General features: G+C 69.4%; 23 protein-coding genes and 3 pseudogenes. 19 read left to right on the top strand and 7 right to left on the bottom strand.

Annotated features, from left to right (window positions below; genetic code table 11):
* Positions 1-223: 223 nt before the first annotated feature.
* A pseudogene (locus tag QQK29_RS16455) lies at positions 224-2,505 on the top strand (polyribonucleotide nucleotidyltransferase).
* 69 nt (positions 2,506-2,574) lie between these two features.
* On the opposite strand, the gene QQK29_RS16450 reads toward QQK29_RS16455, so the two are convergent.
* Complete coding sequence (locus QQK29_RS16450; protein ID WP_284301702.1) at positions 2,575-3,099, bottom strand: YbhB/YbcL family Raf kinase inhibitor-like protein; 525 nt, start codon at positions 3,097-3,099, stop codon at positions 2,575-2,577.
* Between the two features lie 154 nt (positions 3,100-3,253).
* Between QQK29_RS16450 and QQK29_RS18835 the strand changes: the two are divergent.
* Both QQK29_RS18835 and QQK29_RS16435 read left to right on the top strand, forming a co-directional pair.
* A pseudogene (locus QQK29_RS18835) lies at positions 3,254-4,125 on the top strand (aldo/keto reductase).
* Positions 4,095-4,253 carry an aldo/keto reductase gene (locus tag QQK29_RS16435; protein WP_284301700.1) on the top strand — a complete coding sequence of 53 codons (159 nt, stop codon included), beginning with the start codon at positions 4,095-4,097 and terminating at the stop codon, positions 4,251-4,253. The pseudogene QQK29_RS18835 and the gene QQK29_RS16435 overlap by 31 nt, the downstream one beginning before the upstream one ends.
* A 68-nt stretch (positions 4,254-4,321) precedes the next feature.
* Here QQK29_RS16435 and QQK29_RS16430 read toward each other — a convergent pair whose 3' ends face one another.
* The gene (locus QQK29_RS16430; RefSeq protein WP_284301699.1) at positions 4,322-4,876 is read right to left on the bottom strand and encodes a TetR/AcrR family transcriptional regulator; all 555 of its coding nucleotides are present in this window, start codon (positions 4,874-4,876) and stop codon (positions 4,322-4,324) included.
* Between the two features lie 288 nt (positions 4,877-5,164).
* Here QQK29_RS16430 and QQK29_RS16425 point away from each other — a divergent pair, with 288 nt between their 5' ends.
* Together QQK29_RS16425 and QQK29_RS16420 are read left to right on the top strand one after the other, a co-directional pair.
* The gene (locus QQK29_RS16425; RefSeq protein WP_284301698.1) at positions 5,165-6,520 is read left to right on the top strand and encodes a M16 family metallopeptidase; all 1,356 of its coding nucleotides are present in this window, start codon (positions 5,165-5,167) and stop codon (positions 6,518-6,520) included.
* 10 nt (positions 6,521-6,530) lie between these two features.
* Positions 6,531-7,131: pseudogene (locus tag QQK29_RS16420) on the top strand (histidine phosphatase family protein).
* A gap of 8 nt (positions 7,132-7,139) precedes the next feature.
* Here QQK29_RS16420 and QQK29_RS16415 read toward each other — a convergent pair.
* Positions 7,140-7,613, bottom strand: coding sequence for a GNAT family N-acetyltransferase (locus QQK29_RS16415; protein ID WP_284301697.1), 474 nt, complete (start codon positions 7,611-7,613; stop codon positions 7,140-7,142).
* A 27-nt stretch (positions 7,614-7,640) separates the two neighbouring features.
* Here QQK29_RS16415 and dapB point away from each other — a divergent pair, with 27 nt between their 5' ends.
* Both dapB and QQK29_RS16405 read left to right on the top strand, forming a co-directional pair.
* Positions 7,641-8,381: a 4-hydroxy-tetrahydrodipicolinate reductase gene (gene dapB / locus QQK29_RS16410; RefSeq protein WP_284301696.1), complete on the top strand. Its 741-nt coding sequence runs from the start codon at positions 7,641-7,643 to the stop codon at positions 8,379-8,381.
* Positions 8,378-8,830 carry a tetratricopeptide repeat protein gene (locus QQK29_RS16405; RefSeq protein ID WP_284301695.1) on the top strand — a complete coding sequence of 151 codons (453 nt, stop codon included), beginning with the start codon at positions 8,378-8,380 and terminating at the stop codon, positions 8,828-8,830. Before dapB ends, QQK29_RS16405 begins: the two co-directional genes overlap by 4 nt.
* 120 nt (positions 8,831-8,950) lie before the next feature.
* On the opposite strand, the gene QQK29_RS16400 is transcribed toward QQK29_RS16405, so the two are convergent.
* Positions 8,951-9,376: an OsmC family protein gene (locus QQK29_RS16400; RefSeq protein WP_284301694.1), complete on the bottom strand. Its 426-nt coding sequence runs from the start codon at positions 9,374-9,376 to the stop codon at positions 8,951-8,953.
* 193 nt (positions 9,377-9,569) lie between these two features.
* Here QQK29_RS16400 and thyX point away from each other — a divergent pair, with 193 nt between their 5' ends.
* A complete protein-coding gene (gene thyX, locus QQK29_RS16395) occupies positions 9,570-10,268 on the top strand; it encodes an FAD-dependent thymidylate synthase (RefSeq protein WP_284302004.1) in 699 nt (232 codons plus the stop codon).
* Positions 10,269-10,295: 27 nt separating this feature from the next.
* Here the strand turns inward: thyX and cls are convergent, their stop codons facing one another.
* Genes cls through QQK29_RS16380 form a run of 3 tightly spaced genes read right to left on the bottom strand, consistent with a single transcriptional unit; the run spans position 10,296 to position 12,806 of the window.
* Entirely contained in the window at positions 10,296-11,753 is a 1,458-nt protein-coding gene (gene cls / locus QQK29_RS16390; RefSeq protein WP_284301693.1) for a cardiolipin synthase, read from the bottom strand.
* Complete coding sequence (locus QQK29_RS16385; RefSeq protein ID WP_284301692.1) at positions 11,750-12,352, bottom strand: AI-2E family transporter; 603 nt, start codon at positions 12,350-12,352, stop codon at positions 11,750-11,752. Before QQK29_RS16385 ends, cls begins: the two co-directional genes overlap by 4 nt.
* Complete coding sequence (locus tag QQK29_RS16380; protein WP_284301690.1) at positions 12,267-12,806, bottom strand: AI-2E family transporter; 540 nt, start codon at positions 12,804-12,806, stop codon at positions 12,267-12,269. The genes QQK29_RS16385 and QQK29_RS16380 overlap by 86 nt, the downstream gene beginning before the upstream one ends.
* 638 nt (positions 12,807-13,444) lie before the next feature.
* On the opposite strand from QQK29_RS16380, the gene QQK29_RS16375 reads away from it, so the two are divergent.
* From QQK29_RS16375 to QQK29_RS16325, 11 genes are all read left to right on the top strand, one after another.
* Positions 13,445-13,966 (top strand): endonuclease domain-containing protein, encoded by a 522-nt coding sequence (locus QQK29_RS16375; RefSeq protein WP_284301689.1) that lies wholly within the window; start codon positions 13,445-13,447, stop codon positions 13,964-13,966.
* A 173-nt stretch (positions 13,967-14,139) separates the two neighbouring features.
* Positions 14,140-15,117 carry a 4-hydroxy-tetrahydrodipicolinate synthase gene (gene dapA, locus QQK29_RS16370; protein ID WP_284301688.1) on the top strand — a complete coding sequence of 326 codons (978 nt, stop codon included), beginning with the start codon at positions 14,140-14,142 and terminating at the stop codon, positions 15,115-15,117.
* A gap of 16 nt (positions 15,118-15,133) precedes the next feature.
* Positions 15,134-16,810, top strand: a complete 1,677-nt coding sequence (locus QQK29_RS16365) for a ribonuclease J (RefSeq protein WP_284301687.1) — start codon at positions 15,134-15,136, stop codon at positions 16,808-16,810.
* 1,155 nt (positions 16,811-17,965) lie between these two features.
* Positions 17,966-18,685, top strand: a complete 720-nt coding sequence (locus tag QQK29_RS16360) for an ABC transporter ATP-binding protein (RefSeq protein WP_284302003.1) — start codon at positions 17,966-17,968, stop codon at positions 18,683-18,685.
* Positions 18,682-19,572, top strand: a complete 891-nt coding sequence (locus QQK29_RS16355; protein ID WP_284301686.1) for an ABC transporter permease — start codon at positions 18,682-18,684, stop codon at positions 19,570-19,572. Before QQK29_RS16360 ends, QQK29_RS16355 begins: the two co-directional genes overlap by 4 nt.
* Entirely contained in the window at positions 19,542-19,907 is a 366-nt protein-coding gene (locus QQK29_RS16350) for an ABC transporter permease (RefSeq protein WP_284301685.1), read from the top strand. The genes QQK29_RS16355 and QQK29_RS16350 overlap by 31 nt, the downstream gene beginning before the upstream one ends.
* Before the next feature lie 135 nt (positions 19,908-20,042).
* The gene (locus tag QQK29_RS16345; RefSeq protein WP_284301684.1) at positions 20,043-22,817 is read left to right on the top strand and encodes a DNA translocase FtsK; all 2,775 of its coding nucleotides are present in this window, start codon (positions 20,043-20,045) and stop codon (positions 22,815-22,817) included.
* Between the two features lie 63 nt (positions 22,818-22,880).
* Positions 22,881-23,486: a CDP-diacylglycerol--glycerol-3-phosphate 3-phosphatidyltransferase gene (gene pgsA, locus QQK29_RS16340; RefSeq protein ID WP_284302001.1), complete on the top strand. Its 606-nt coding sequence runs from the start codon at positions 22,881-22,883 to the stop codon at positions 23,484-23,486.
* Positions 23,483-23,980, top strand: coding sequence for a CinA family protein (locus tag QQK29_RS16335; RefSeq protein ID WP_284301683.1), 498 nt, complete (start codon positions 23,483-23,485; stop codon positions 23,978-23,980). The genes pgsA and QQK29_RS16335 overlap by 4 nt, the downstream gene beginning before the upstream one ends.
* A 132-nt stretch (positions 23,981-24,112) precedes the next feature.
* Positions 24,113-24,421 carry a helix-turn-helix domain-containing protein gene (locus QQK29_RS16330; RefSeq protein WP_284301682.1) on the top strand — a complete coding sequence of 103 codons (309 nt, stop codon included), beginning with the start codon at positions 24,113-24,115 and terminating at the stop codon, positions 24,419-24,421.
* Between the two features lie 10 nt (positions 24,422-24,431).
* Positions 24,432-24,653, top strand: coding sequence for a DUF3046 domain-containing protein (locus QQK29_RS16325; protein WP_284301681.1), 222 nt, complete (start codon positions 24,432-24,434; stop codon positions 24,651-24,653).
* Positions 24,654-24,920 lie beyond the last annotated feature (267 nt).

Genomic DNA, 24,920 nt, shown 5'->3' with positions numbered 1-24,920 from the left:
GGCGAAGCGCCGAGGGGCTGATCCGGAGCAGGCCGGCACGAAGCTGGTCACCGGTGGTGGTTCTCCGAACACCCGCGTTCGTGCGGGGTCGAGTCGGAGCCCTTCTACTGTTGACCAGATCCAGACGGTCGGTGCGCATCGCTGTGCGTGCCCAGGTCCTTCCTGCCCGCTCCTGTTCCGATGCATTCGCCGCGCGTATCGCGGCAGCAAGGAGAGAGACCTCGTGGAAGGTCCCGAGATCAAGTTCGCCGAAGCCGTTCTGGACAACGGTTCTTACGGCACCCGCACCGTCCGGTTCGAAACCGGACGTCTGGCTCAGCAGGCGCAGGGCGCCGTCGCGGCCTACCTCGACGAGGAGACGATGCTGCTCTCCGCGACGAGCGTGTCGAAGAACCCGCGTGACGGCTTCGACTTCTTCCCCTGACGGTCGACGTCGAGGAGCGTTCCTACGCCGCCGGCAAGATCCCCGGCTCGTTCTTCCGTCGCGAGGGTCGTCCCTCGACGGAGGCGATCCTCGTCTGCCGTCTCATCGACCGCCCGCTGCGTCCGTCGTTCGCCGACGGCATCCGCAACGAGGTGCAGGTCGTCATCACGGTGCTCTCGATCGCACCCGACGAGTTCTACGACGCGCTCGCGATCAACGCGGCCTCCGCGTCGACGCAGATCTCGGGTCTGCCGTTCTCCGGCCCCATCGCCGGTGTGCGCCTCGCGCTCATGCGCAGCGGCCAGTGGGTCGCGTTCCCCAAGTTCTCGCAGCTCGCGGATGCGGTGTTCGACCTCGTCGTCGCCGGTCGCGTCGTGAAGAACGCCGATGGCAGCGAAGACGTGGCCATCATGATGGTCGAGGCCGAGGCCACCGAGCACAGCTGGGAGCTCATTCAGGGCGGCGCGATCAAGCCCAACGAGGCCGTCGTGGCCGAGGGGCTCGAGGCGGCCAAGCCGTTCATCGCGCAGCTCGTGAAGGCGCAGGAGCAGCTCGCGGCCCAGTCGGCGAAGGAGATCAAGGAGTACCCGATCTTCCTCGACTACTCGCAGGAGGCCTTCGACGCCGTCGACGCGCTCGCGCATGACGAGCTCGCCGGCATCTATCAGATCGCGGACAAGGTCGAGCGGCAGAACGCCGACGACGCCCTCAAGGAGCGCGTCAAGCTCGCGATCAACGAGAAGGTGGCTGCGGGAGAGCTCGGTGGCGACGTGCCGCCGATGGTGTCGGCCGCGTACAAGGCCGTCACGAAGAAGATCGTGCGCGGTCGCATCCTGACCGAGGGCGTGCGCATCGACGGACGTGGTCTCACCGACATCCGCGCACTCGACGCCGAGGTGCAGGTCATCCCGCGCGTGCACGGCTCCGCGATCTTCCAGCGCGGCGAGACCCAGATCCTGGGCGTCACGACGCTCAACATGCTCAAGCTGGAGCAGCAGATCGACTCGCTCTCGCCCGTGACGAAGAAGCGCTACCTGCACCACTACAACTTCCCGCCCTACTCGACCGGTGAGACCGGCCGCGTGGGCAGCCCGAAGCGTCGCGAGATCGGGCACGGCTTCCTCGCCGAGCGCGCCCTCGTGCCCGTGCTGCCGAGCCGCGAGGAGTTCCCGTACGCGATCCGCCAGGTCTCCGAGGCCCTCGGCTCCAACGGATCCACCTCGATGGGGTCCGTGTGCGCCTCGACGCTCTCGCTGCTCAACGCCGGTGTGCCGCTCAAGGCTCCCGTCGCGGGCATCGCGATGGGCCTCGTGTCCGACACGGTGAACGGCGAGACGCGCTACGCGGCGCTCACCGACATCCTGGGCGCCGAGGACGCGCTGGGCGACATGGACTTCAAGGTCGCAGGCACCTCGGAGTTCGTGACCGCGATCCAGCTCGACACGAAGCTCGACGGCATCCCCTCGGATGTGCTCGCGGGCGCGCTCGCGCAGGCCAAGGAGGCGCGCACCGCGATCCTCGCGGTCATCAACCAGGCGATCGACGGGCCCGACGAGATGGCTCCGACGGCTCCGCGCGTGATCAGCGTGAACATCCCGGTCGACAAGATCGGCGAGCTCATCGGCCCCAAGGGCAAGACGATCAACGCGATCCAGGACGAGACCGGCGCCGAGATCTCGATCGAGGAAGACGGCACCGTCTACATCGGCGCGGTCGACGGCCCCTCGGCTGAGGCGGCGCGTGCCCAGGTGCTCGCCATCGGCAACCCGGTCAACCCCGAGGTCGGCGAGCGGTTCCTCGGCACGGTCGTGAAGATCGCGACCTTCGGCGCGTTCGTCTCGCTGCTGCCCGGCAAGGACGGCCTGCTGCACATCTCCGAGGTGCGCAAGCTCGCCGGGGGCAAGCGCGTCGAGAACGTCGAGGACGTGCTCTCGGTGGGCCAGAAGATCATGGTCGAGATCACCAAGATGGACGACCGCGGCAAGCTGTCGCTCGCGCCGGTGGTCGAGGAGACCGAGTCTGCCGACACCGACAGCTCCGCCGCGACGGCCGAGAACCCCGAGGCTCCCGCCGAGGGCTGATCGCCTCGCATCACGCACCATCCGGATGCCCGTCCCGCACACGCGGGGCGGGCATCCGCCGTTCGCGCCCTACGGCGTGATGCTCGTGCCGACCGTCATGCCGCGCGCGAGCTCGTGCGCGCGCAGCAGGAACCCGAGCACAGCGGGGGTCGCACCGGCCGGCACCTCGAGGTGGTCGACGTCGAGAGCGCTCACCACGAAGAAGTAGCGATGCTCGCCGTGACCCGAGGGCGGGGCGGCACCGGTGTACTCCTCGCCGCGCGCCTCGTTCGCGACCGTCACGGCACCGGCCGGCAGCAACCCGGATGCCGGCGTTCCCGCGCCGCGTGGAAGATGGTCGGTCGCCGCCGGCAGGTCGTAGACCGCCCAGTGCCAGAAGCCGCTCATGGTGGGCGCGTCGGGATCGAACACCCGCACGACGAAGCTGCGGGTGGCCTCCGGTGCACCGATCCAGCGCAACTCCGGCGACTGGTCGTGCCCGCCGGCGTCGCGCGCACGAGCCCACTCGGGGAGGGCGGCGCCGTCATCGAAGTCCGGGCTGCGCACCTCGAGCGGTGCCACGTCGGCCAATCGCCACATCGGATTGTTCGTCATCGTCGTCCTCCTGAGTCGCCTACGCCCCACGTTGCCACGCGGGCACGCGTGCGTCGAGTGTCACAAATTGGTGACGATCCATAACGATCCGGTCGAGCCGCCGGTTTGTCGGCCGCGGCGGGGTTAGCCTCGCTGAAACCCGAGGAGGCAGGGCATGGAGACCCGGATGACGCAGCCCACCGCGTCGCCCGTGCCCACCACGCTCGAGACGGCCGCGATCGTCGGCCGACCGAGCCCCGAGCGCCGGGCGATCGGCGGCACCGACCTCGCGGTCTTTCCGCTCGCGATGAGCGGCAAGCGCTTCGGAGGCGCGGTCTCCGACACGGGCGTCAGCGAGATCCTCGACGCCTACGCCGCGCTCGGCGGCAACTTCCTCGACACGGCCGACTCCTACGGCGAGGGGCGCAGCGAGCGGCTCGTGGGGAGTGGATGCGGCGCCGCGGCAACCGCGACCGGATGGTCGTGTCGACCAAGGTCGGCAAGTCGCTCGCCCATCCCGGGCTTTCGGCCTCCGCCATCTCCTCCGCGGTCGACGCGTCGCTCGGGCGGCTCGGCACCGACCGGATCGACCTGCTCTACCTTCACGTCGACGACACCGAGGTGCCGTTCGAGGAGACGCTGCTCGCGGTAGACGAGCTCATCCGACGCGGCAAGGTGCGTGCGTTCGGGCTCTCGGATCACACGGGCACCCGCCTGCTGGCGGCGCGCGTCGCGTGCGCCTTGCTCGGCGTCGCCCCCATGGCGGCACTGCAGAACGAGTACAGCCTCGTGCATCGCGGCGGATACGAGGGTGATCTGGCGCGTGTCGCCGAGCAGCAGGGCCTCGCCGTCATGGCTCGATTCCCACTGGCCGGCGGTTTCCTCGCCGGCAACTACCGCGCGCGCGGCGACCTGGCCACGACTCCGGCGGCCGCCTACATCGCTCCGCACCTGAGCCGACGCGGGCGTCGCGTGCTCGCCGCCGTTCAGCGGGTGGCGAGGAGCAGGAGTCGTCGATGGCGACGGTCGCGCTCGCCTGGCTCCTGACCCGGCAGGGCGTCGTCGCCCCGGTGGTCTCGGTGCGCACGGCGGATCAGCTCTTCGACGTCATGGCCGCGCCCGACCTGCGCCTCACGCGGCACCAGCTCGCGGAGCTCGACCGCGCGAGTGCCTGAGCGGCGGGCGCCGGATCAGGCGGCGGTGCGTTCGGCTGCCCGTTGAATGACGATGTCGTAGACGCGCATCATCGAGGCCGCCGCGGCGATCGTGTCCCCGCGTACCCACCCGCCATGGCGCCGTCGCGCGCCAGCACGAGGTCGTCGGCCGCGTCGCCGGGTAGCGGGTGCCCCATGGCGCGCAAGAGCGTCTCGAGGATGTCGTGGAACCATTCGCGATGCTGTTCGACGGCGCGACGCACGGGATGCGCGGGGTCGGTGAACTCGGTGGCGGCGTTGAGGAACGGGCAGCCCCGGAAGCCAGAGGTGCCGATGAATCGGCTCTGGATGCGCGCGAGTTCGCGCAGCAGCTCCTCGGGGTCGTCGGTGGCCTGCGCCGCGGTGTCGATCACCTCGGCGACCTGCAGGTGCCGGTACGCGATGTAATCGAGGATCAGACGGTCCTTCGATCCGTAGTGCTTATAGAAGGTGGCCTTGGTCACCGAGGAGGTCGAGATGAGGCGGTCGATCCCCACGGCGCGGATGCCTTCGTCGTAGAAGAGCTTGTCGGCCGTATCCAGGATGCGCTGCTTGGCGGGTGCGAGGGTGTGACGCTTGGGCGGCTTCGCGATGTCGATCGGCAACCCGGGCTCCTTTGTGTCGGGGTGATGATGCGGACCCGGGCCGCGACCGCCGGGCGGGGCGGTCGCGGCGCGGTCGAGTCGGGTCTCGATTATCAGCTGCCGCCCATGGCGGCCCGGGAGGCGGGTTCCCGGCTGGGAAGTGCCGATCGGTTCGGGTCCGTTCGATTTCCGCGCGATCACCGTACCACGATGAGGACAGACAGACTTGTCTGTTTGTCCTCATGGCTTCCCCCAGTCCGGGGGTGACGGTCCCGGGGTCGAGAGTTCGTATGGCGTAGGCTCGGACCGATGAACGGCGCGGTGCAGCTCCCTCTCGACCTGGCGGACATCCGTATCGACGCATCCGGGGGAACCCTCGTGAGGCGGTCGGTGCTCCCGAGCGGAGTACGGGTGCTGACCGAGCAGGTGCCGGGTTCACAGAGCGCGACCGTCGGATTCTGGGTCGCCGTGGGGTCGCGCGACGAGCAGCCCGCGACCTATGGTTCGACCCATTTCCTCGAGCATCTGCTGTTCAAGGGCACCGCGACCCGGAGCGCGCTCGACATCGCAGTGGCCTTCGACTCGGTCGGCGGCGAGAACAACGCGCTCACGGCCAAGGAGCACACCTGCTACTACGCCAAGGTGCGCGACCGCGACCTCGACATGGCCGTGCGGGTGCTCGCCGACATGTTCGCTTCGTCCACTCTCGACGACGACGACTTCGAGAACGAGCGCGGGGTGATCCTCGAGGAACTCGCGATGGCGGATGACGACCCCGGTGACGTCGCGGGGGAGCGCTTCTTCGAGACGGTCTTCGGTGATCATCCGCTCGGGCGCCCGATCGGCGGCAACCCGGAGTCGATCGGTGCGGTCACGCGCGACGCCGTCTGGCAGCACTACCGAGCGAATTACGGGCCGCGCGATCTCGTCATCACGGCCGCGGGGGCCGTCGACCACGACCACCTCGTCGAGGTCGCTCGCGTGGCACTGCGCGAAGCGGGCTGGGACCTCGACACCGTCGCGCGGCCCGTCGAGCGCCGCGACCCCGCCGCGGGTCTCATCGAGCGCGGTGCGCCCCTCGCGGTCGTGGAGCGTGCGCTCGAGCAGGTCAACCTCTATCTCGGCGTCGCGGGCCTCGCTGCTGCGGACCCTCGGCGTCCCGCGCTCACCGTGCTCAACTCCGTGCTGGGCGGCGGCATGAGCTCGCGGCTGTTCCAGGAGGTGCGCGAGAAGCGGGGCCTTGCCTACTCGGTGTACTCCTTCGCCTCGAGCTACTCCGACGCGGGCATCATGGGCCTGTACGCCGGGTGCTCGCCGAAGCGCGCATCCGATGTCGCCGAACTCATGGTCGCGGAGTTCCGCCGTGTCGCATCCGACGGCATCACCGACGAGGAGCTCGGCCGCGCGCGCGGGCAGCTCGGCGGCGCGTCGGCACTCGCCCTCGAGGACTCCGACACCCGCATGAGTCGACTCGGCCGCAGCGAGCTCACTCTCGGCGAGTTCGCCGACCTCGACGAGACGTTGCGGCGCATCGACGCCGTCACCGCCGAGGACGTGCGCGAACTCGCCGCCGAACTCGTCGATCGTCCGCTGTCGGCTGCGGCCGTCGGACCTGTCGCACCGTCGGCGTTCGCCGGGCTCGATGGCGAGCCCGCGGCCGCGTAGGGAGTAGTTGATGTCGCGTTTCCTCTATCTCGTGCGCCATGGCGAGCAGCAGGATGCTGAACACGGTCTGCCCGACGGCCCGCTCTCGGCGCGGGGCGTGCGGCAGGCGCACGCGATCGCAGAGCGGCTCGGCGGCGTGCCCTTCACGGGCGCCTGGACCTCCCCTGCAGCGCGCCCAGGAGACGGCCCGCATCATGACCGAGCGCATGCCGGCGATCGAGCCGGAACCCTCTGCGCTGCTCATGGACTGCATCCCCTCAGGGCCGACGCCCGACCTACCGCACGCCTGGGAGCACTTCTTCGGCCCGGTCACGCGCGAGGAGATCGAGGCGGGCGAAGCACAGATGGCCGACGCGACGGCCGAATGGCTCGCTTCCACCCGCGACGATCGGCACGATCTGCTCATCACCCACAACTTCGTGATCGGCTGGTTCGTGCGCGAGGTGTTCGGCGCCGCGAGCTGGCGCTGGCTGGGCATCAATCAGGCCAACTGCGGTCTCACCATCATCCGGGTGCGCAGCGCCAAGCCGCCCGTGCTCGTGACCCACAACGACCTCGGCCACCTGCTGCCGGAACTCCGCACCGGCCTCTCGGTCGAACAGCCGTACTGAGCGCTGCACTACCTCTCGCGCGCGAACTCTTTGCAGAACCACAACGTCGCGTTGGGGTTGTCGTTGTACGGCTCGATCTCGACGTAGCCGCTCGCGCGGTAGAGCGAGCCCGCGGCCTCGAGCGCGATGTTGGTGTCGAGCACGGCCTGCGTCGCGCCGAGTTCACGCGCTCGTCGTTCGAGCTCGGCCAGCAGCATCCGTCCCCACCCGCGGCCGCGCACGGCGTCGCGCAGGTAGAGGTGCTTCACCTCCGCGCGGTGCGCGTCGAGCATCCGGATGCCACCACAGCCGATCGGGGAGCCTGCGTCGTCGACGACGAGGAAGACCCCTGCGGGTTCGGTGAACCGGGCCGGGTCGGGGAAGACCGCGTGGTAGCTGCCGGCTGCGGGGTCGAAACCGGCGGCGCGCATCGCGAAGTACTCGCTGAGCAGCTCGTGCGCGTCGGGATCGGTGACGGCGGCGACGCGGAAGGCGGGGAGCACCCACCCAGCCTAGATAGGCTGAGGGGCATGGTGCACTCGGTCGCCGTCGTCGGTGCGACGGGCAGGATGGGGACCCTCGCGACACGACTCATCGAGGCGAGCGGCGACTTCACGGTCCACGCCCGTATCGGCTCACGCGACCCCCTCGACGCCATGCAGGGCGCCGACCTCCTGCTCGACCTCACCCTGCCCGCGGTGTCGCCAGACGTCGTGTCGGCGGCGATCGAGCGGGGCATCCCGGCGCTCGTCGGCACCTCGGGGTGGACCTCCGAGCGACTCGGACGCGTGCGCACTCAGCTCGGCGACGACCCGCAGCTCGGCGTCATCGTCGTGCCGAACTTCTCGCTCGGCTCGGTGCTCGCCACCCGCCTGGCCGCCCTCGCCGCGCCCTGGTTCGAGTCGATCGAGATCATCGAGGCGCATCACGCCGGCAAGTCCGATTCTCCGTCGGGCACCGCGATCCGCACCGCAGAGCTCATGGCGGAATCACGGGGTGAGCGCGGCCCGGTCGCGGCGCCGCACGCCGACCAGCGCGCCCGCGGCCAACAGGTGGGCAGCATCCCCGTGCACAGCCTCCGCCTCGACGGCGTGCTCGCCGAGCAGCAGGTGATCTTCGGAGGCGTGGGTGAGACGCTGCGGGTGAGTCATCAGACGGTGTCGGATGCCTCCTACGAGGCCGGCATCCTGCTCGCCTTGCGCGCGTTGCCCGACACCCGGGGACTCGTCGTCGGACTCGACACCCTGCTCGGCATCGACGGCCGCCCGTGATCACCCGTATCGGCGCCATCGTCATGACGCTGCTTCTCGCCCTCTACCTCATCTTCTCCGTCTACTACGCGACCGTGCTGTTCGGCACCGGTTCGCCGGTTGCCGTCGGGATGGGGATCGGGCTGCTGCTGCTCGCCCTGCTCGGGGCCGCCTTCATCGCGGCCGAACTCGTGTTCGGGGTGCGGGCCGAGCGCCTCGCCCGCCGTCTCGAGACCGGCGGCGGGCTGCCCACCGAGGTGCTTCCTGCGCTTCCGAGTGGACGTGTCGATCGCGCGGCCGCCGCCGAGCTGTTCCCGCGCTACCGCGAGGCCGCTGAGAGCGCACCGGAGGATTGGCGTGCCTGGTTCCGGCTCGCACTCGCCTATGACGCGGCGGGCGATCGCCGGCGGGCGCGCTGGGCCACGCGCGAGGCGATCCGCCTCGAGCGCACGCACGGCTCCGCCGGTTGAGGAGCGCCCGCGTAGCGGACTGCACCCAGCTGGTTGAGGAGCGCCCGCGCAGCGGACGCACCCAGCTGGTTGAGGAGCGCCCGCGCAGCGGACGCGTCTCGAAACCCCCCAATCCGCCCTTTACGCCAGACTCGCCTCCAGCGTGATCGGCACACCCGCGAGCGCCTTCGAGACCGGGCAGTTCGCTTTCGCGTCTTCCGCGATCCGCTCGAAGTCCGCCTCCGAGATCCCGGGCACCTTCGCGCTCACCAGCAGGTGGCTGCCCGTGATGCCCTCACCGGGTGCGAACGTCACCGCGGCCGTCACCTGCAGGCTCTCGGGAGCGTGGCCCTCGCCGGCGAGCGCGTGCGCGAACGCCATCGAGTAGCACGCCGAGTGCGCAGCCCCCAGCAGCTCCTCGGGGTTGGTGCGCCCGGCTTCGCCTTCGGCGCGCGCGTTCCAAGTGACGGGGAACTCGGCGGCGTCGCTCGAGTCGAGCGAGGTCGTGCCCGACCCGCTCATCAGGTCGCCGAACCAGAGGGTGGTCGCTTCGCTCGTGACTGCCATGGGGGTCTCCTCAGCTCGCGGGGCACCGCCGCCCCGATTCTCTCCACTCTAGGTCGCCGCCCCGAGCGGGTCGAGGTTCGGGAGGCGGCACCGGATGCGGCGTGCCGGTGCGCGCGCGTCGGCGCCCCCGGATATCGTGAAGGCCGTGCCGGAGACCACGAGCGATCAGATCCCCATCCAGTTCCGTTCCGACATGACGGTCGAGCTCGTGCGCGCGAGCGCTCATGACTCCGACGTCTTGTTCGCGGCCCGCGTCTCGACGCAGGGCGAGAAGACGCTCGAGGCGGCGGCATCCGGTGCCGAGGCGTCGGACCGCGACCGCGGTCTCATCAACTTCCTCATGCGCGACCGCCACGGCTCGCCCTTCGAGCACAACTCGATGACGTTCTACGTGCAGGCGCCGATCTTCGTGTTCCGCGAGTTCATGCGGCACCGCATCGCCTCCTACAACGAGGAGTCGGGCCGCTACCGCGAGCTGCGCCCCGTGTTCTATGTGCCCGGTCCCGAGCGACGCCTCGTGCAGGTGGGCAAGCCGGGCGCCTACGACTTCGTCGAGGGCACGACCGAGCAAACCGAGGTCGCCGTCGCCGAGTCGAAGGCGGCCGCGCAGTTCGCCTACGACGCCTATCAGCGGATGCTGGCGGCAGGGATCGCGCGCGAGGTCGCCCGCGGTGTGCTTCCGGTGTCGACCTACTCGTCGATGTACGTCACGATGAACGCCCGCTCGCTCATGAACTTCCTCTCGCTGCGCACCAAGCACGCCGACTCGCACTTCCCCTCGTTCCCGCAGCGCGAGATCGAGATGGTCGCCGAGCAGATGGAGTCGTTCTGGGCCGAGCTCATGCCGCTCACCCACGCCGCCTTCCAGGCCGGCGGCCGCGTGGCGCCGTAGTCCGCATCCGCTGCGCCGTCGGCGCGTCTACTGCAGCGCCGACGTCAGCCGCATGAGCGAGTCGAGCACGCGCGTGCGCGCCGGGCGACGCAGCCACTCCTCGAGCAGGAGCTCGCGAGAGGCCGCGCGGTAGGCGTCTTCCACTCGACGCAGCTCATCGACGAAGGCGCGACCGTGCACGAGCAGCGACACCTCCATGTTGAGGCTGAACGAGCGGATGTCCATGTTCGACGACCCGATCACCGCGATGTCGTCGTCGATCGAGAAGTGCTTGGAGTGCAGCACGGTCGGCGGACGGTACAGGTGGATGCGCACCCCGGCCCGGAGCAGCGTCTCGTAATACGAGCGCTGCGCGTGGTGCACCATGACCTGGTCGCCGATCTCCGACACGAACAGTTCCACCGCGATGCCGCGCGATGCCGCGGTCACGATCGCCAGCTGGGTCGACTCGTCCGGCACGAAATACGGGCTCGTGATCGACACCCGATCGCGCGCGTTCTGCAGCAGGTAGACGAAGAGCTTGAGATTGTTGTCGTTCTCGAAGCTCGGTCCGCTCGGCACGACCTGCGCGTCGAGCAGCTCGGCGGCGGCGGCCTTCGGTACGGATACGACGCTCGCGTCGAGCGGCAGCAGCTCGTCGGTCTCGCCGTACCAATCGGTGATGAACACGGCATCGAGTTCCCGCACGACCGGTCCCTCGACGCGCACCATGAGCTCTTTCCAGCGCAGGCCGCGACGCAGGTTGCCACGCTTGAGATAGCTGGAGTCGATGAGGTTGAGCGAGCCCGTCCAGCCGACCCGCCCGTCCACGGTCACGAGCTTTCGGTGGTTGCGCAGATCGGCGCGCTGCCACTGGCCGCGAAAGGGTCGCAGCGGCAACATGGCGTGCCACTCGGCCCCCGCATCCCGCAGCGCAGCCCGTGTGGCGCCGCGATGCGGGTAGAGGAAGCCGGAGAGGTGGTCGGAGAGCACACGCACGGCGACGCCCCGGGCGTGGGCCCGGGCGAGGGCCTCGATGAACGGCCGGGTCGTGTCGTCGAGCACGAGGATGAAGAACTCCACGTGCACGCTCGAGGTCGCGGTGTCGATGTCGGCGATCATCCGCCGGAAGGTGTCGGCGTAGTCGCCCTCGAGCGAGGCGCGCGTGCCGCCGACGATCGGCAGGGCACCGAGCTCGCGGTTGAGACGGGCGGCGGAGGCGAGCGCCTCGGGCCATTCCTCGCCGTGGCCGACCTCCCACTCGCCCGGCGCGCGCTCGAGCACGGCGCGATTGACGTCGCGCTGCTGATCCCGCCGCCGACGGGGCAGCCGCCCGGCGCCGACCAGCAGGAACCAGGCGATGCCGAGCAACGGCACGAAGGCGATCGCGAGGATCCAGGCGATCGCCGCCGACGGCATCCGCCTGGCCGAGATGTAGACGGCGGCCGCGAGCACGACGAGTGCATGCGCCGCGATCGCGAGGAGCGTGATGCTCTCGCCGCTCACCGCGCGTCCTGCGCGGGCATCACGACCTTCTTCACGATGAGCACGAGGGATGCCGACACGGGGCACGCGACGAGCGCGCCGAGCAGCCCGAGCAGCGTTCCTCCGATGAGGGCCCCGATGAGCACGAGCGAACCGGGGATCTGGATCGCCTTGCCCACGATGCGCGGGGTGAGCACGTACGCCTCGACCTGCATGTAGGCCAGCAGCGCGGTGAGGGTGATGAGGCCGGCGGTCGGTGAGGTGAAAAGCGCCACCGAGGTGCACAGGATCGTCGAGATCACTGACCCCACGAGCGGGATGAAGGTGATCGGCAGGGCGAGGGCGGCCAGCAGACCCGCGTAGCGTACGCCGGCGGCGGTCAGCACGATGAAGGTGAAGAGGGCGTTCATCACCGCGAGCAGCACCATGCCGTTCAGGTACTTGCCCACCGAGGTGATGATCTGCTCCGCGATGTCGCGAAAGCCCGTGCGCTTGCTCGCGGGCACGAGGCGCACGAGCGCCTCCTTCATCTGGTCATGCCCGACGACGAAGTACAGGGTCAAGGCGACGACGAAGATCACCGAGAACACGCCGTTGACGATCCCGAGCCCGACCCGCAACGCACCCTCCGACCGTGAGCCAGAAGGTCGGATCGGCCAGGGTCTCCTGAAGCAGCTCGACGAAGCCCGTGAGGGTGCCGCCGAAGCTCTCGTTGAGCGAGATGAACCAGTCCTGGTCTTCGATCTGGTCGAGACCCGCAGGCAGATAGGCGATGAGCTTGCCGAGCTCATCGACGACGACCGGCACCACGAGCCACACGAGCAGGGCCACAAGCGCGAGGAAGCCGACCATCACGATGAGCAGCGCGACGACCCTCGAGACCCCACGACGCTCGAGCCTGGCCACGATCGGACGGAGCCCGAGCGAGACGAACAGCGCCAGGAAGATGAGCGTGAGCGCCTGGGCCAGCGAGGCGATCGCGAACCCGAGGGCGAGGGCGAGCAGCACGCCAGTCGCCATGATGAAGCCGAATCGGAACGGACCCGCCTGCAGCAGGCGCGGAGTGGTCTCCATGGCGGTGCTCCTCTCGGATGCTGCTGCTCACCCTAGGCCGTCCGGCTGTTGTGCAGGAGTTTTTCTGTTGTGCAGGAAGTCGCGTTCTGTTGTGCAGGAACACGCGAGAACTGGCCTGATTTTTCGGGCTTGCTGGCGGAGTCGATGGCGGAAACTCCTGCACAACAGCGGCACGCCGGTGCGGCCGACCGCTCCTGCACAACCGCGACCCGAAGCAGCCGTGCCTGGATCCGAGCCTCAGGCGCCCGTGCGGTTGCGCAGCGCGCCAATCTGATCGCATGCGTCGAGATACCGACCACGCTCATATCCGCTCTGTGCTTGCGGCACTCGGCGGCCTCGCACCCGCTCGCGACCTCGTGGCCGCCGGAGTCGATGCGGACCGCTTGCGGATGGCGGTGGAGGACCGTGCGATTCTCCGATTCCGGAAGGGCTGGTACGCGGTCTTCGAGCTCGCACCGGATGTCGTCCGCGCATCACGCGTCGGCGGAGTGCTGACGTGCGTTTCGGCAGCCCGGCACCACGGCCTATGGGTTCCCGACGACGACCGCCTGCACGTCGCGGTCGCTCGCCACGCATCCCGACTGCGAAGCCCTCACGATCACCATGAACGCCTCCGCCTCGATGGGCCGGATGTGGTCGTGCATTGGGTCGCCGAGCGTACGGCGTCCTACGAGTTGGTGGCGTCCATCGAGGCCGCCGTGGGCTGCATCGTGAAGTGCCTGGGACGTGACGTCGGCTTTGCCGTGCTCGAATCCGCGCGCCGCAAGGGGCGAGCGGGCGCTCGTGACGTGAAGTCCATCGCCCCTCGGCTTCCCCGCGCCGCTCGGGCGGTGTTGGAGTCGGCGGGCAACCTTTCCGACACGGGCTCGGAATCGTTGCTGGCCCTGCTTCTGACGCGTGCAGGCATTCCATTCCGTCAGCAGGTGTACATCCACGGCGTGGGGTTCGTGGACTTCGTGATCGGTGATCGCCTCATCGTCGAAGCAGACAGCAAGGCCCACCATTCTGACCCGACGCGTGATCGACGACGAGATGCCGCGGCGAGCGAACAGGGATATCGCACCCTGCGCTTCATGTACTCGCAGATCGTCTATGACTCGCCTGCGGTGCTGCGCGCCATTCGCGCCGCGATCGCGCGCAGAGACCACTGCGCTGCCTGATCGGCGCTGTTCTGCAGGAACGCGCGTTCTGTTGTGCAGGAACTATCCGCGGCTTCGCCGGATATCCGGGGGCCGGTCGCCGGCCTCGGATGGGAACTCCTGCACAACAGCGGAACTCCTGCACAACAGCGCCCAACGCGGGGGACAGGGGTGAACCCGCTAGCCTGTAAATCGTGTCGACGCCAGAGAACCCCTTCGGACAGGTGCTCGTCGCGCTCGTGACCCCGTTCACGGCCGACGGTGAGGTGGACTGGTCCGACGTCGAGAAGCACGTCGACCATGTGGTCAGCCAGGGCGCCGACGGCATCGTCGTCACCGGCACGACGGGTGAGACGAGCACGCTCACCGACCCCGAGAAGGTGCGCCTGGTCGAGGTCGCGAAGGATGTCGCGGGCGGCCGCGCGAAGATCATCACCGGTGGCGGGTCCAACGAGACCGCGCACGCGATCGAGCTCTACCAGAAGAGCGAGAAGGCGGGAGCCGACGGCGTCATGATCGTCACCCCGTACTACAACAAGCCCACTCAGGCGGGCATCCTCACGCACTTCCGCATGATCGCGGACGCGACCGATCTGCCGGTGATCCTCTACGACATCCCGGGCCGCACGGGGGTGCCGATCAAGTACGAGACGATCCTGCGCGCCGCGAAGCACCCGAACATCGTCGCGATGAAGGATGCCAAGGGCGACTTGAGCGAAGTCAGTCGCGTCATGAACCAGACCGACATGCTCTACTTCTCGGGCGACGACGCGAACGTGCTGCCGACTCTCGCGATCGGAGGCACCGGCCTCGTGGGCGTCACGGCGAACATCGCGCCCGCCCCGTACCGCACGATGATCGACGCGGTGAACGCCAACGACCTCGCGACCGCGACGGCGGCGCACCGTGCGCTCGAGCCGCTCGTGCGCGCCACCATGACGCACGTGCCCGGCACCGTCGCGACCAAGTACATCCTGCACGGCCTCGGCCGCATCTCGAGTCCGCGCGTGCGCCTGCCGCTCGTGGGTCCCGAGGAGTCGGAGGCCGCCCTCATCGAGGACGAGATCGCGCTCGTGAACCACATCGACGGCGTCGATTTCAGCAATTTCCGCCCCGACCGCAACGCAGCCGCCGGTGGCGCGCTGCCCAAGGTCGCCGGCACCACCCGCTAGACCAGAGGAGTCCGTCGTGGCAATCGACGTCGTCGCCCCGCCGGAGCTCGCGCCCGGCACCCTTCGTGTCATCCCGCTCGGCGGCGTGGGCGAGATCGGCCGCAACATGACGGTCTACGAACTCGACGGCAAGCTGCTGATCGTGGATGTCGGGGTACTGTTCCCGGAAGAGAACCACCCCGGCGTCGACCTGATCCTGCCCGATTTCGACCCCATCCGGGATCGTCTCGATGACGTGCTCGGCGTCGTGCTCACGCACGGCCACGAGGACCACATCGGAGCCGTGCCCTACCTGCTGAAGCTCCGCGGCGACATCCCGCTGTACGGCTCGAAGCTCACGCTCGCCCTCGTGGAGGCCAAGCTCAAGGAGCACCGCATCGCGCCGGTCACGAACGTGGTGAAGGAGGGCGGAACCACGACCCTCGGCCCCTTCGCGCTCGAGTTCGTGGCCGTCAACCACTCCATCCCGGATGCGCTCGCCGTCGTGATCCGCACGAGCGCCGGCCTCGTGCTGCACACGGGCGACTTCAAGATGGATCAGCTCCCGATGGACGCGCGCATCACCGACCTGCGCGCCTTCGCCCGCTTGGGCGACGAGGGCGTCGACCTGTTCCTGCCCGACTCGACCAACGCCGACGTGCCGGGCTTCACCCCGCTCGAGCGCGACATCGGCCCCGTCATCGAGCGCGTCATCGCGAAGGCGGGCAAGCGCGTCATCGTGGCGAGTTTCTCGAGCCACGTGCACCGCGTGCAGCAGGTGCTCGAAGCGGCCGCCGCGAACGAGCGCGTGGTGGCGTTGGTGGGCCGCTCCATGGTGCGCAACATGGGCATCGCGGCCGATCTCGGCTACCTCAAGGTGCCCGAGGGCGTGCTCGTCGACCTCAAGACGGCGCTCGATCTGCCGGATGACCGGGTCGTCTTCATGAGCACCGGTTCGCAGGGCGAGCCGATGGCGGTGCTCGCGCGCATGGCGAACGGCGATCACCGCATCGAGGTCGGACATGGCGACACCGTCGTGCTCGCCTCGAGCCTCATCCCCGGCAACGAGAACGCCGTCTACCGCGTCATCAACGGGCTCACCAAGCTCGGCGCCAACGTCGTGCACAAGGGCAATGCGAAGGTGCACGTCTCGGGTCACGCGGCGGCGGGCGAACTGCTGTACTGCTACAACATCCTGAAGCCGAAGAACGTCTTCCCGGTGCACGGCGAGTACCGCCAGCTCACGGCGTCCGCCGAGTTGGCGGCGGAGACCGGGGTGCCGCGCGATCGCACGATCGTGGGTGAGAACGGCGTCGTCATCGATCTGGCGAACGGCATCGCGCGCGTCGCGGGCCAGCTCGACGTGGGTTACGTGTACGTCGACGGATCGACGGTGGGCGAGATCACGGATGCCGACCTCAAGGACCGCCGGATCCTCGCCGAGGAGGGGTTCATCTCGATCTTCCTCGCGATCGACCGTCAGAGCGGCAAGGTCATCGTCGGCCCGGAGATCCAGGCGCGCGGCTTCGCCGAGGACGAATCGGTCTTCGACGACGTGCTCCCGCAGATCGTGGCGGCGATCGCGGAGGCGTCCCGAAACGGCGTGACCGATCAGCATGGCTACAGCCAGGCGGTCCGCCGCACGGTGGGACGCTGGGTCAACACGCAGCACCGGCGCCGCCCCATGATCATCCCGGTCGTCATCGAGGCCTGACGCGGTCGTCGGGGGTAACCCTGACACGCCCCCGAATCGTCCCCGAGGATGACGTCGGCGGGGCGAGCGATCCCGTAGCCTCAGTCGTGAGCGACGCTCGAAGCACCCGAAACGTTGGGATGCCGTCGTCCCGTGTCGCTGATTCGCTAGGAGAGGCCGTGTCGTCGGACACGGCCTCTGCACGCCGACGAGAGGGGCAGCGTGAGCATCGCGCGCCGATGGGTGTTCCCCATCATCTGGATGGTCATCTTCGCCGTCATCGGGGCCGCACTGGTGAAGATCGCGTTCTTCCCCGATTCCGCGGCGACCGGATCCGACGGCCTCGAGCCGACGGGCCAGGTCGTCGAGCCCCAGGTGCCCGTGTCGATCGGCACGATCCGCAATGACGTCGTGCTCGACGCCACGATCGGACCGGATGCCGCGGTAGCCGCCCGTTCGGCGATCTCCGGTGAGGTGCGCAAGGTCTCGGCCACGGTGGGCCAGCAGGTCGAGGAGGGCGCCGAGCTCGCTCAGATCCGGGGCATGAACGACGACGGCACCAACCGCTGGTCGATCCTGCGCGCCCCCATCTCGGGCACGCTGACCTCGTTCGAGCTGCTCGTGGGCCAGCAGGTCGGTCTCGGCGACGCGCTCGCGCAGGTGTCGCCCGGAACCTTCAGCGTGACCGCCACTCTCGCGCCCGAGCAGCAGTACCGCCTCCTGCAGAAGCCCACCGAGGCGGAGGTCACCATCAACGGCGGGCCGGCGCCCTTCACCTGCACGGGTCTCGTCATCACGACGGGAACCACCGGCTCGAACGGTGACGGCGGAGGCGGAGGCGAGGCGACATCCGGCACCGTCGTGCGCTGCGCCGTGCCCACCGATGTGCAGGTGTTCGCCGGCCTCACGGCGAAGGTCACCATCGCGGGTGGGCTCGCGGAGAACGTGCTCACCCTGCCCGCGACGGCTGTCGAGGGCGCCGCGGGAACCGGCGTCGTGTACCTCATCGGCTCCGATGGCGAGACCGTGGAGACCCCCGTCACGCTCGGACTCAGCGACGGCATCACCGTCGAGATCACCGGGGAGTGGAGGAGGGCGACCTCGTGCTGCAGTTCGTGCCGGGCGCGCTCGCGGATCCCGGCACCGACGCCGGCTTCAGCGTCGAGGGGTGACCGGATGACGCTCCTCCGCCTCGAGGGCGTGGCACGCAGCGTCCAGCTGCCGGACTTCACGACCCTCGAGATCCTGCGCTCGATCGACCTCGAGGTGGAGGTCGGCGACCACGTGTCGATCGTGGGTCGCTCGGGATCGGGCAAGTCGACGCTGCTGAATCTGCTCGGTCTACTCGACGCGCCGACGGCGGGCCGACTGTTCTTCGACGAGGTGCCGCTCGAGAAGCTCCGCGGTGCCGCCCGCGACCGTCGGCGGGGCCGCGACATCGGCTTCATCTTCCAGCAGTTCAACCTGCTGCCCGGCCGAACCGCTCTCGAGAACGTCGCCACGCCGCTGCTCTACGCACATGACGGCAGTTTCTGGCGTCGCGAGCGGCTCGCCACCGAGATGCTGCAGCGGGTCGGACTCGGCGATCGCCTGCACTCGCTTCCCACCCAGCTCTCCGGCGGCGAGCAGCAGCGTGTCGCCATCGCCCGGGCGCTCGTGCGCGGTCCGCGTCTGATCCTCGCCGATGAGCCGACCGGTGCTCTCGACGTGGAGACCGGCGGTCGCGTGATGGGGCTGCTCGACGACATCGCCGAACAATCCGGCGCCGCACTCATCACGATCACCCACGATCCGAACGTGGCCGCCCTCGCGCGACGTCACTACCGTCTCGACGCCGGAGTGCTGACCCCCGTCTCCACGCCGGCCTCCACGCAGGCCGAGGGGGTGCCCGCGTGAGGATTCTCGCCGGATTCGCCGGGGCCCTCGTCGAGGCGTGGACCGAGCTGCGCATCCATCGCACGCGCGTGTTGCTGAGCCTCGTCGGCGTCGGCATCGCGATCGCGGCGCTCACGCTCGTCGCCGCGCTCGGCGGCATGGTGCAGCAGTCGCAGACCGAGACCTTCGAGCGCCAGGGAGGTCGACCGGCGATGCTGAGCGTCTCGGCATACAACCCGGAAACCGGGCAGAGCCCGGACCCGCAGGTGCTCGACAGCGCCTTCGCCGCGGCGGCCGAGCGATACCAGATCGAGTACACGAGCCGGATGGCGTACAACAACTGGCAGGTACAGCTGCCCGGTGGGGTCACCGACGTGCAGATCCAGGCCGTGGATCCGGACTACGGCACGATGCACCGCGTGCAACTCGCACACGGGTCGTGGTTCACCGATCGCGACGAACTGCGGCTGGCCCCGGCCGTCGTCATCAACGAGGCGATGTGGAAGCAGCTGGGCTCGCCCCCGCTCGCCACGCATCCGACCATCCCCCTGCCGGGAGACCGCCCCGCCACGGGTGTCGTCATCGGGGTCACGCCATCGGCCGAGTGGGACACCTACCCCACGATGTACGTGCTCTGGAACGCCTACGCCGAGCGGATGACCCCCGAGGACCTGCAGATGTGGGGGCCGCCGCTGTATGAGGCGTGGGTGCCGCCCGAGCTGGCCGACCAGCTGAGCGACCTGCTGCGTGCCGACATCGCCGGCTCACTCGGCGAGGGCTGGCAGACCGACGTGAATCGCAACGACTACCTCGCCTGGGGTGGCGACTACGACCCGCTGTTGCCGCTCAAGCTCATGGTGGGGGCGTCGCCGCGCTCGTGCTGCTCTTGGGGGCGCTCGGGCTGCTGACCATCTCGCTCGTGACCGTGCGCTACCGCATCCGCGAGATCGGCATCCGGCGCAGCTTCGGAGCCACCGGGGGTCGGGTGTTCTTCTCGGTCATGATGGAGTCGGTCGTCGCGACCCTCGTCGCGGGCGGAGTCGGCGTGCTCGCCGCGGTGCTGCTGAGCCGCCTCGACATCGTGCGCGAGTACCTGCTGCAGGGTGCACAGGACACTCCCGCCTTCCCCTGGGAGGCGGTCGTGATCGGACTCGTGGCCTCGACGGTCGTGGGGGCGCTCGCCGGCCTCATGCCCGCACTCATCGCCGTGCGCGTGAAGGTGATCGACGCGATCAGGTTGTGACGTCCTGCGCCGCGGCTGTGTCGCAGGAGGTCGCGGTCATCCGCGATGCACCGCGGCGCCCGGCCGACGTGGCTGAGTAGCGTGCGGCGGGTGTCGCTGCCGGGCGGGGTCGGATGCCGCGGATACCGTGAACACATGGCCACAACACGGTCGACGTCGTCGCGCGCACGCACGAGCAGCAGCTCGCGCGGCTCGTCGTCGCGTTCGTCATCGCGCGGGCCGCAGGGCACCAAGAAGCTCCCGGTCGCGGAGCAGAAGCCGGGACTGTTGACGGCCGCCTGGATGGGCCTCGCCCACGTCGTGGGCGGTGCGGCGCGGCTCTTCGGCAAGGAAGACCTCCAGAAGCACGAGCGTCGTGACGGCGTGCCGTTCCTCTTCTTCCTGCTCGCGATCGTCACGGCGATCGTGGAATGGTTCGCGCCCACGAGCGACGTCGCGCGTGCCCTCGACAACTTCGGCTTCGGCGGTCTGCTCGGGAGACTCGCCTTCGCGCTCCCGGTCATCTTGCTCATCCTCGCGGTGTGGCTCTTCCGGCACCCGTCGAGCGTGCACGACAACGGGCGCATCGGCGTCGGCCTGGTGCTTTTGCTCACGAGCCTCGCCGCCCTGTGCCAGGTGTTCGGCGGCCTGCCCGCGCCCTCCGACGGAGCGGCCGCCCTGGCCGCCGGGGGTGGCGTCATCGGCTGGGTCGTGACGTGGCCGCTCGTGACGATCGGTATGACGTGGCTCGCCGGGCTCATCGCCTTCGGTGTGCTCGCGCTCTCGCTCTTCATCCTCACCAAGACCCCGCCGAACCGCGTCGGGCAGCGCCTGCGCGAGCTCTACGCGTACCTGTTCGGCGCCGAGCTGCCCGAGCCCGCCGACAAGCCGGCGAAGGCGAAGAAGGGCGCGGGCGACACCGGCACCGCCGAGTTCGGCACGCTGTCCGACCTCGGCCTCGAGCCCGACAACCCCGACTCGATGCCCTGGTGGCGCCGCAGCAAGCCCAAGGACGAGTCGCCCGCCTTCGACACGCCCGTGCTCGGGCGGGAGCTCGAGACCGAGATCGTCGACCCGGCTCCCGACTTCGACGTCGAGCTGCTCGAGGAGCTCGTGCGCGCCGAGGATGCCGTCAAGCGTTTCACGGGCGAGGTCGACACGGGCGCCACCGGCCTACGCGACGACTCGGGTCTGCTGCCGGGCTTCCCGGCGTCGGCGAGCGAGCGCGGCGAGGCGGGGGAGTTCGCGGCGTCCGCGGATGCTGCGCCCGCGGCAGCCAAGCGCGCCACGCCCGCCGCGCGTCCGTATCGGCTGCCCGCCGCATCCCTGCTCGCCGCAGGAACCCCGCCCAAGGCCCGCACCGCGGTCAACGACGAGATGATCGCGGCGATCACGAGCGTGCTCAGCCAGTTTCAGGTCGACGCGAAGGTCACCGGGTTCACACGCGGCCCCTCGGTCACGCGCTACGAGATCGAGCTCGGCCACGGCGTGAAGGTCGAGCGCGTCACGGCGCTCAGCCGCAACCTGTCGTATGCCGTCGCCTCGAACGAGGTCAACATCCTCTCGCCCATCCCCGGCAAGAGCGCGATCGGCGTCGAGATCCCCAACCGCGACCGCGAGATCGTGTCGCTCGGCGACGTGCTGCGCTCGGGCCCGGCCTCCAAGAGCAACCACCCCCTCACGATCGGCCTCGGCAAGGACGTCGAGGGCGGCTTCGTCGTCGCGAACCTCGCCAAGATGCCGCATCTCCTGGTAGCCGGCTCGACCGGGTCGGGTAAGTCGAGCTTCATCAACTCGATGATCAGCTCGGTGCTCATGCGCGCGAAGCCCGCCGAGGTGCGGATGGTGCTGGTCGACCCGAAGCGCGTGGAACTGGCCGCCTACCAGGGCGTGCCGCACCTCATCACGCCCATCATCACGAACCCCAAGAAGGCCGCCGAGGCGCTGCAGTGGGTCGTGAAGGAGATGGACATGCGGTACGACGACCTCGCGTCGTTCGGCTTCCGCCACATCGACGACTTCAACCGCGCCGTGCTCGCGAACGAGATCCAGCTGCCTGCCGGCTCCGAGCGGGTGCTGCAGCCGTATCCGTACCTGCTCGTCGTCGTCGACGAGCTCGCCGATCTCATGATGGTCGCCCCGCGCGACGTCGAGGACTCGATCGTGCGCATCACGCAGCTCGCGCGCGCCTCCGGCATCCATCTCGTGCTCGCGACGCAGCGGCCCTCGGTGGATGTCGTGACGGGGCTCATCAAGGCCAACGTGCCCTCGCGTCTCGCGTTCGCGGTGTCATCGATGACCGACAGCCGTGTCATCCTCGACCAGCCCGGTGCCGACAAGCTCATCGGCCAGGGTGACGGACTCTTCCTGCCGATGGGCGCCTCGAAGGCGATCCGCGTGCAGGGCGCCTGGGTGACGGAAGACGAGATCCACGCCGTCGTCAAGCACGTCACCGATCAGGCGCGGCCGGAATACCGCGAGGATGTCGCGGCCGTCGTCGAGAAGCGCGAGGTGGATGCCGACATCGGCGACGACCTCGAACTGCTGCTCGAGGCGGCGGCGCTCGTGGTCAACACGCAGTTCGGGTCCACCTCGATGCTGCAGCGCAAGCTGCGCGTCGGCTTCGCGAAGGCGGGGCGCCTCATGGACCTGCTCGAGTCGCGCGACATCGTCGGACCGTCGGAGGGGTCGAAGGCACGCGACGTGCTCGTGACCCCGGACCAGTTGCCCGGAGTGCTCGCACAGCTGCGCGGCGAACCGGCGCCCGCGCCAGCCGGAGGCGACGCGGCGGCGGCGCCCACGGCATCCGGAACCTCCGACGCGAGCGCGGGCGCCGGTCCCGTCGACGCCGTCGAGGCTCAATTCGACGGCTATCCTGTGGAAGAGGGCGACTCGGACGAGGACGCCTGGGGGCTGACCGGCAGGGAGTGACGCGTGTCCGTGACCGATCCCGTTCCGGACCCCGTCGACCCCACCCCGACGCGCTCCAACCCGATGCGCGGTCGCGTCGTGAGCGCGGGGGAGACACCCGCGAGCATGGGCAACATCGCGAACATCATCACCGTCGTGCGCATCCTGCTCGCGCCCGTCTTCGTGTGGCTCATGGTGCTCGACGGCGGAGAGCTGGGGCTGTGGCGCTGGATCGCCGGAGCCCTGTTCATCGTGTCGATCACGACCGACTCGGTCGACGGCTTCCTGGCCCGCAGCCGCAACCTGGTGACCGACTTCGGCAAGCTCGTCGACCCGATCGCCGACAAGATCCTGGTGGGTGCGGCGCTCGTCACCCTCTCCGTGCTCGACGAGCTCTGGTGGTGGGTCACGATCGTGATCCTGGTGCGCGAGTTCGGCATCACGATCTTCCGCTTCTTCATGCTTCGCGACCACGTGATCCCCGCGGGCTTCCTCGGCAAGCTCAAGACCGTCATCCAGGCGGTCGCCGTGTCGTTCGCCCTCGTTCCGTTGTGGACCGTGCTCGGCGACTGGGTGCTGTGGGTCAACTGGACCCTCATGGGTGCCGCGCTCGTGCTCACGGTCGTGAGCGGCCTGCAGTACCTGTGGGACGCGTGGCGGGTGACGCGCGCGGCCAAGGCGGCGCGATGACGCCGAGTCCGCTCGCCGAGCGGATCGTCGCGGAGCTGACGCGGCGCGGGGAGCGCGTCGCGGTGGCGGAGTCGCTCACCGGCGGCCTGTTGGCGTCGGCGTTCGTCGATGTGCCGGGCGCATCCGCCGTGTTCGGCGGAGGGGTGGTGGCCTATTCCACGGTCTTCAAGGCGCACCTCCTCGGCGTCGACCAGGCACTGCTCGACGAGCGTGGAGCCGTCGATCCGGAGGTGGCGCGGCAGATGGCGAGCGGGGTGCGCGAGCGGGTTCCGCACCGCGACTTCGTTGTCGACTACGCGCTCGCCACGACGGGAGTCGCCGGTCCCGACCCGCAGGATGGTCAGGCGCCCGGCACCGTCTGGATCGGCTACGCGGATGCCGCGGGGGCGACCGCGGAGCTGCTGCAGCTCGCGGGTGGTCGCGACGCGATCCGCCACGCGACGGTCGACGCGGCGCTCGCCCTCCTCGCCCGCCGCCTCGGCATCCGGGAATAACAATGCATCGTTCTCGTTACACCTGGTGGCTTCACGGCGAATCTGCGGGAGCAACGATTAGAGTTTCTGCAACGCAGCGGGTAGCCTGAGCCACCCGACCCGCACCCGCTGCTTGTGACAAGGAGGGACACCATGGTTCTCGTACGACAGGAACTCGGCGATGTCCTCCGCGACTTCCGCCTTCAGAAGGCGATGACGTTGCGCCAGGTCGCGAGCCGTGCGAGTGTCGCGCTCGGCTACCTGAGCGAGGTGGAGCGCGGCCAGAAGGAAGCCAGCTCCGAGATCCTCGCCTCGGTGGCGGATGCGCTCGACACGCCGGTCTCGGTGATCATGCGCGAAGTGGGCGATCGCCTGGCGGTCGTCGAGGGCGTCACCGCGGTGCCCGACACGCTGCCCGACGAGCTGGTCGCGGAGTTCGACGCCGACCTCGCGATGCGCTGAGTCGCCCTGCGTGAAGGTCAGCGAATTCCATCGCGCCGTCGCTGACGAGTTCGGGCCCTTCGGGCGCGTGCTCGTTCGCGACACGGTCGTGGTCGCGCTCGGCAACCGCACGGCGGAGGCGGCACTTGAGGCCGGCGTGCCCGCGCGCGAGGTCTGGCTCGCGCTCTGCGCCGTCCAGAACGTGCCCCGCGAACGCTGGCACGGCGTCGGCCTCCCCGACCCCCGCTCCTGAATCCGGGCCGAACGCTGTAGCGCTGACCCCTGCGCGGCAGCGATCACTGCGGCCTGTTGCCAGGGGCTGCAGCGTTCGACCCGATCCCGCTCGACACGCCGCCCGAGGTATCGAACATCGGTTCGATAATCGGTAGTGTCCTCCACAGGATCCATCGAAGAGCAGTTGTCGACGGTTCCGCCCGTCGCTCCATCCGGATGTCGGAGGGCGGGCGTAACGTCGGCCTCGTCTCCCCGATGGAGACACCAGCCCTGTCGCGAGAGCGCG

It is taken from the genome of Homoserinibacter gongjuensis, assembly GCF_030161875.1.
GTDB classification, from domain to species: domain Bacteria; phylum Actinomycetota; class Actinomycetes; order Actinomycetales; family Microbacteriaceae; genus Homoserinibacter; species Homoserinibacter gongjuensis.
Note: the sequence above shows the minus strand (reverse complement) of the source record. Positions and strands in the feature narration are given on the sequence as shown.

Coding starts and splice junctions, on each gene's coding strand:
- QQK29_RS16450 (WP_284301702.1), bottom strand. CDS start 3,099: ATGACGAACAATCCGATGTGGCGATTGGCCGACGTGGCACCGCTCGAG.
- QQK29_RS16330 (WP_284301682.1), top strand. CDS start 24,113: ATGGTTCTCGTACGACAGGAACTCGGCGATGTCCTCCGCGACTTCCGC.
- QQK29_RS16345 (WP_284301684.1), top strand. CDS start 20,043: ATGGCCACAACACGGTCGACGTCGTCGCGCGCACGCACGAGCAGCAGC.
- QQK29_RS16400 (WP_284301694.1), bottom strand. CDS start 9,376: ATGGCAGTCACGAGCGAAGCGACCACCCTCTGGTTCGGCGACCTGATG.
- pgsA (WP_284302001.1), top strand. CDS start 22,881: ATGCGCGGTCGCGTCGTGAGCGCGGGGGAGACACCCGCGAGCATGGGC.
- QQK29_RS16380 (WP_284301690.1), bottom strand. CDS start 12,806: ATGGAGACCACTCCGCGCCTGCTGCAGGCGGGTCCGTTCCGATTCGGC.
- dapB (WP_284301696.1), top strand. CDS start 7,641: ATGGTGCACTCGGTCGCCGTCGTCGGTGCGACGGGCAGGATGGGGACC.
- QQK29_RS16335 (WP_284301683.1), top strand. CDS start 23,483: ATGACGCCGAGTCCGCTCGCCGAGCGGATCGTCGCGGAGCTGACGCGG.
- QQK29_RS16360 (WP_284302003.1), top strand. CDS start 17,966: ATGACGCTCCTCCGCCTCGAGGGCGTGGCACGCAGCGTCCAGCTGCCG.
- thyX (WP_284302004.1), top strand. CDS start 9,570: ATGACGGTCGAGCTCGTGCGCGCGAGCGCTCATGACTCCGACGTCTTG.
- QQK29_RS16435 (WP_284301700.1), top strand. CDS start 4,095: ATGGCGACGGTCGCGCTCGCCTGGCTCCTGACCCGGCAGGGCGTCGTC.
- QQK29_RS16425 (WP_284301698.1), top strand. CDS start 5,165: ATGAACGGCGCGGTGCAGCTCCCTCTCGACCTGGCGGACATCCGTATC.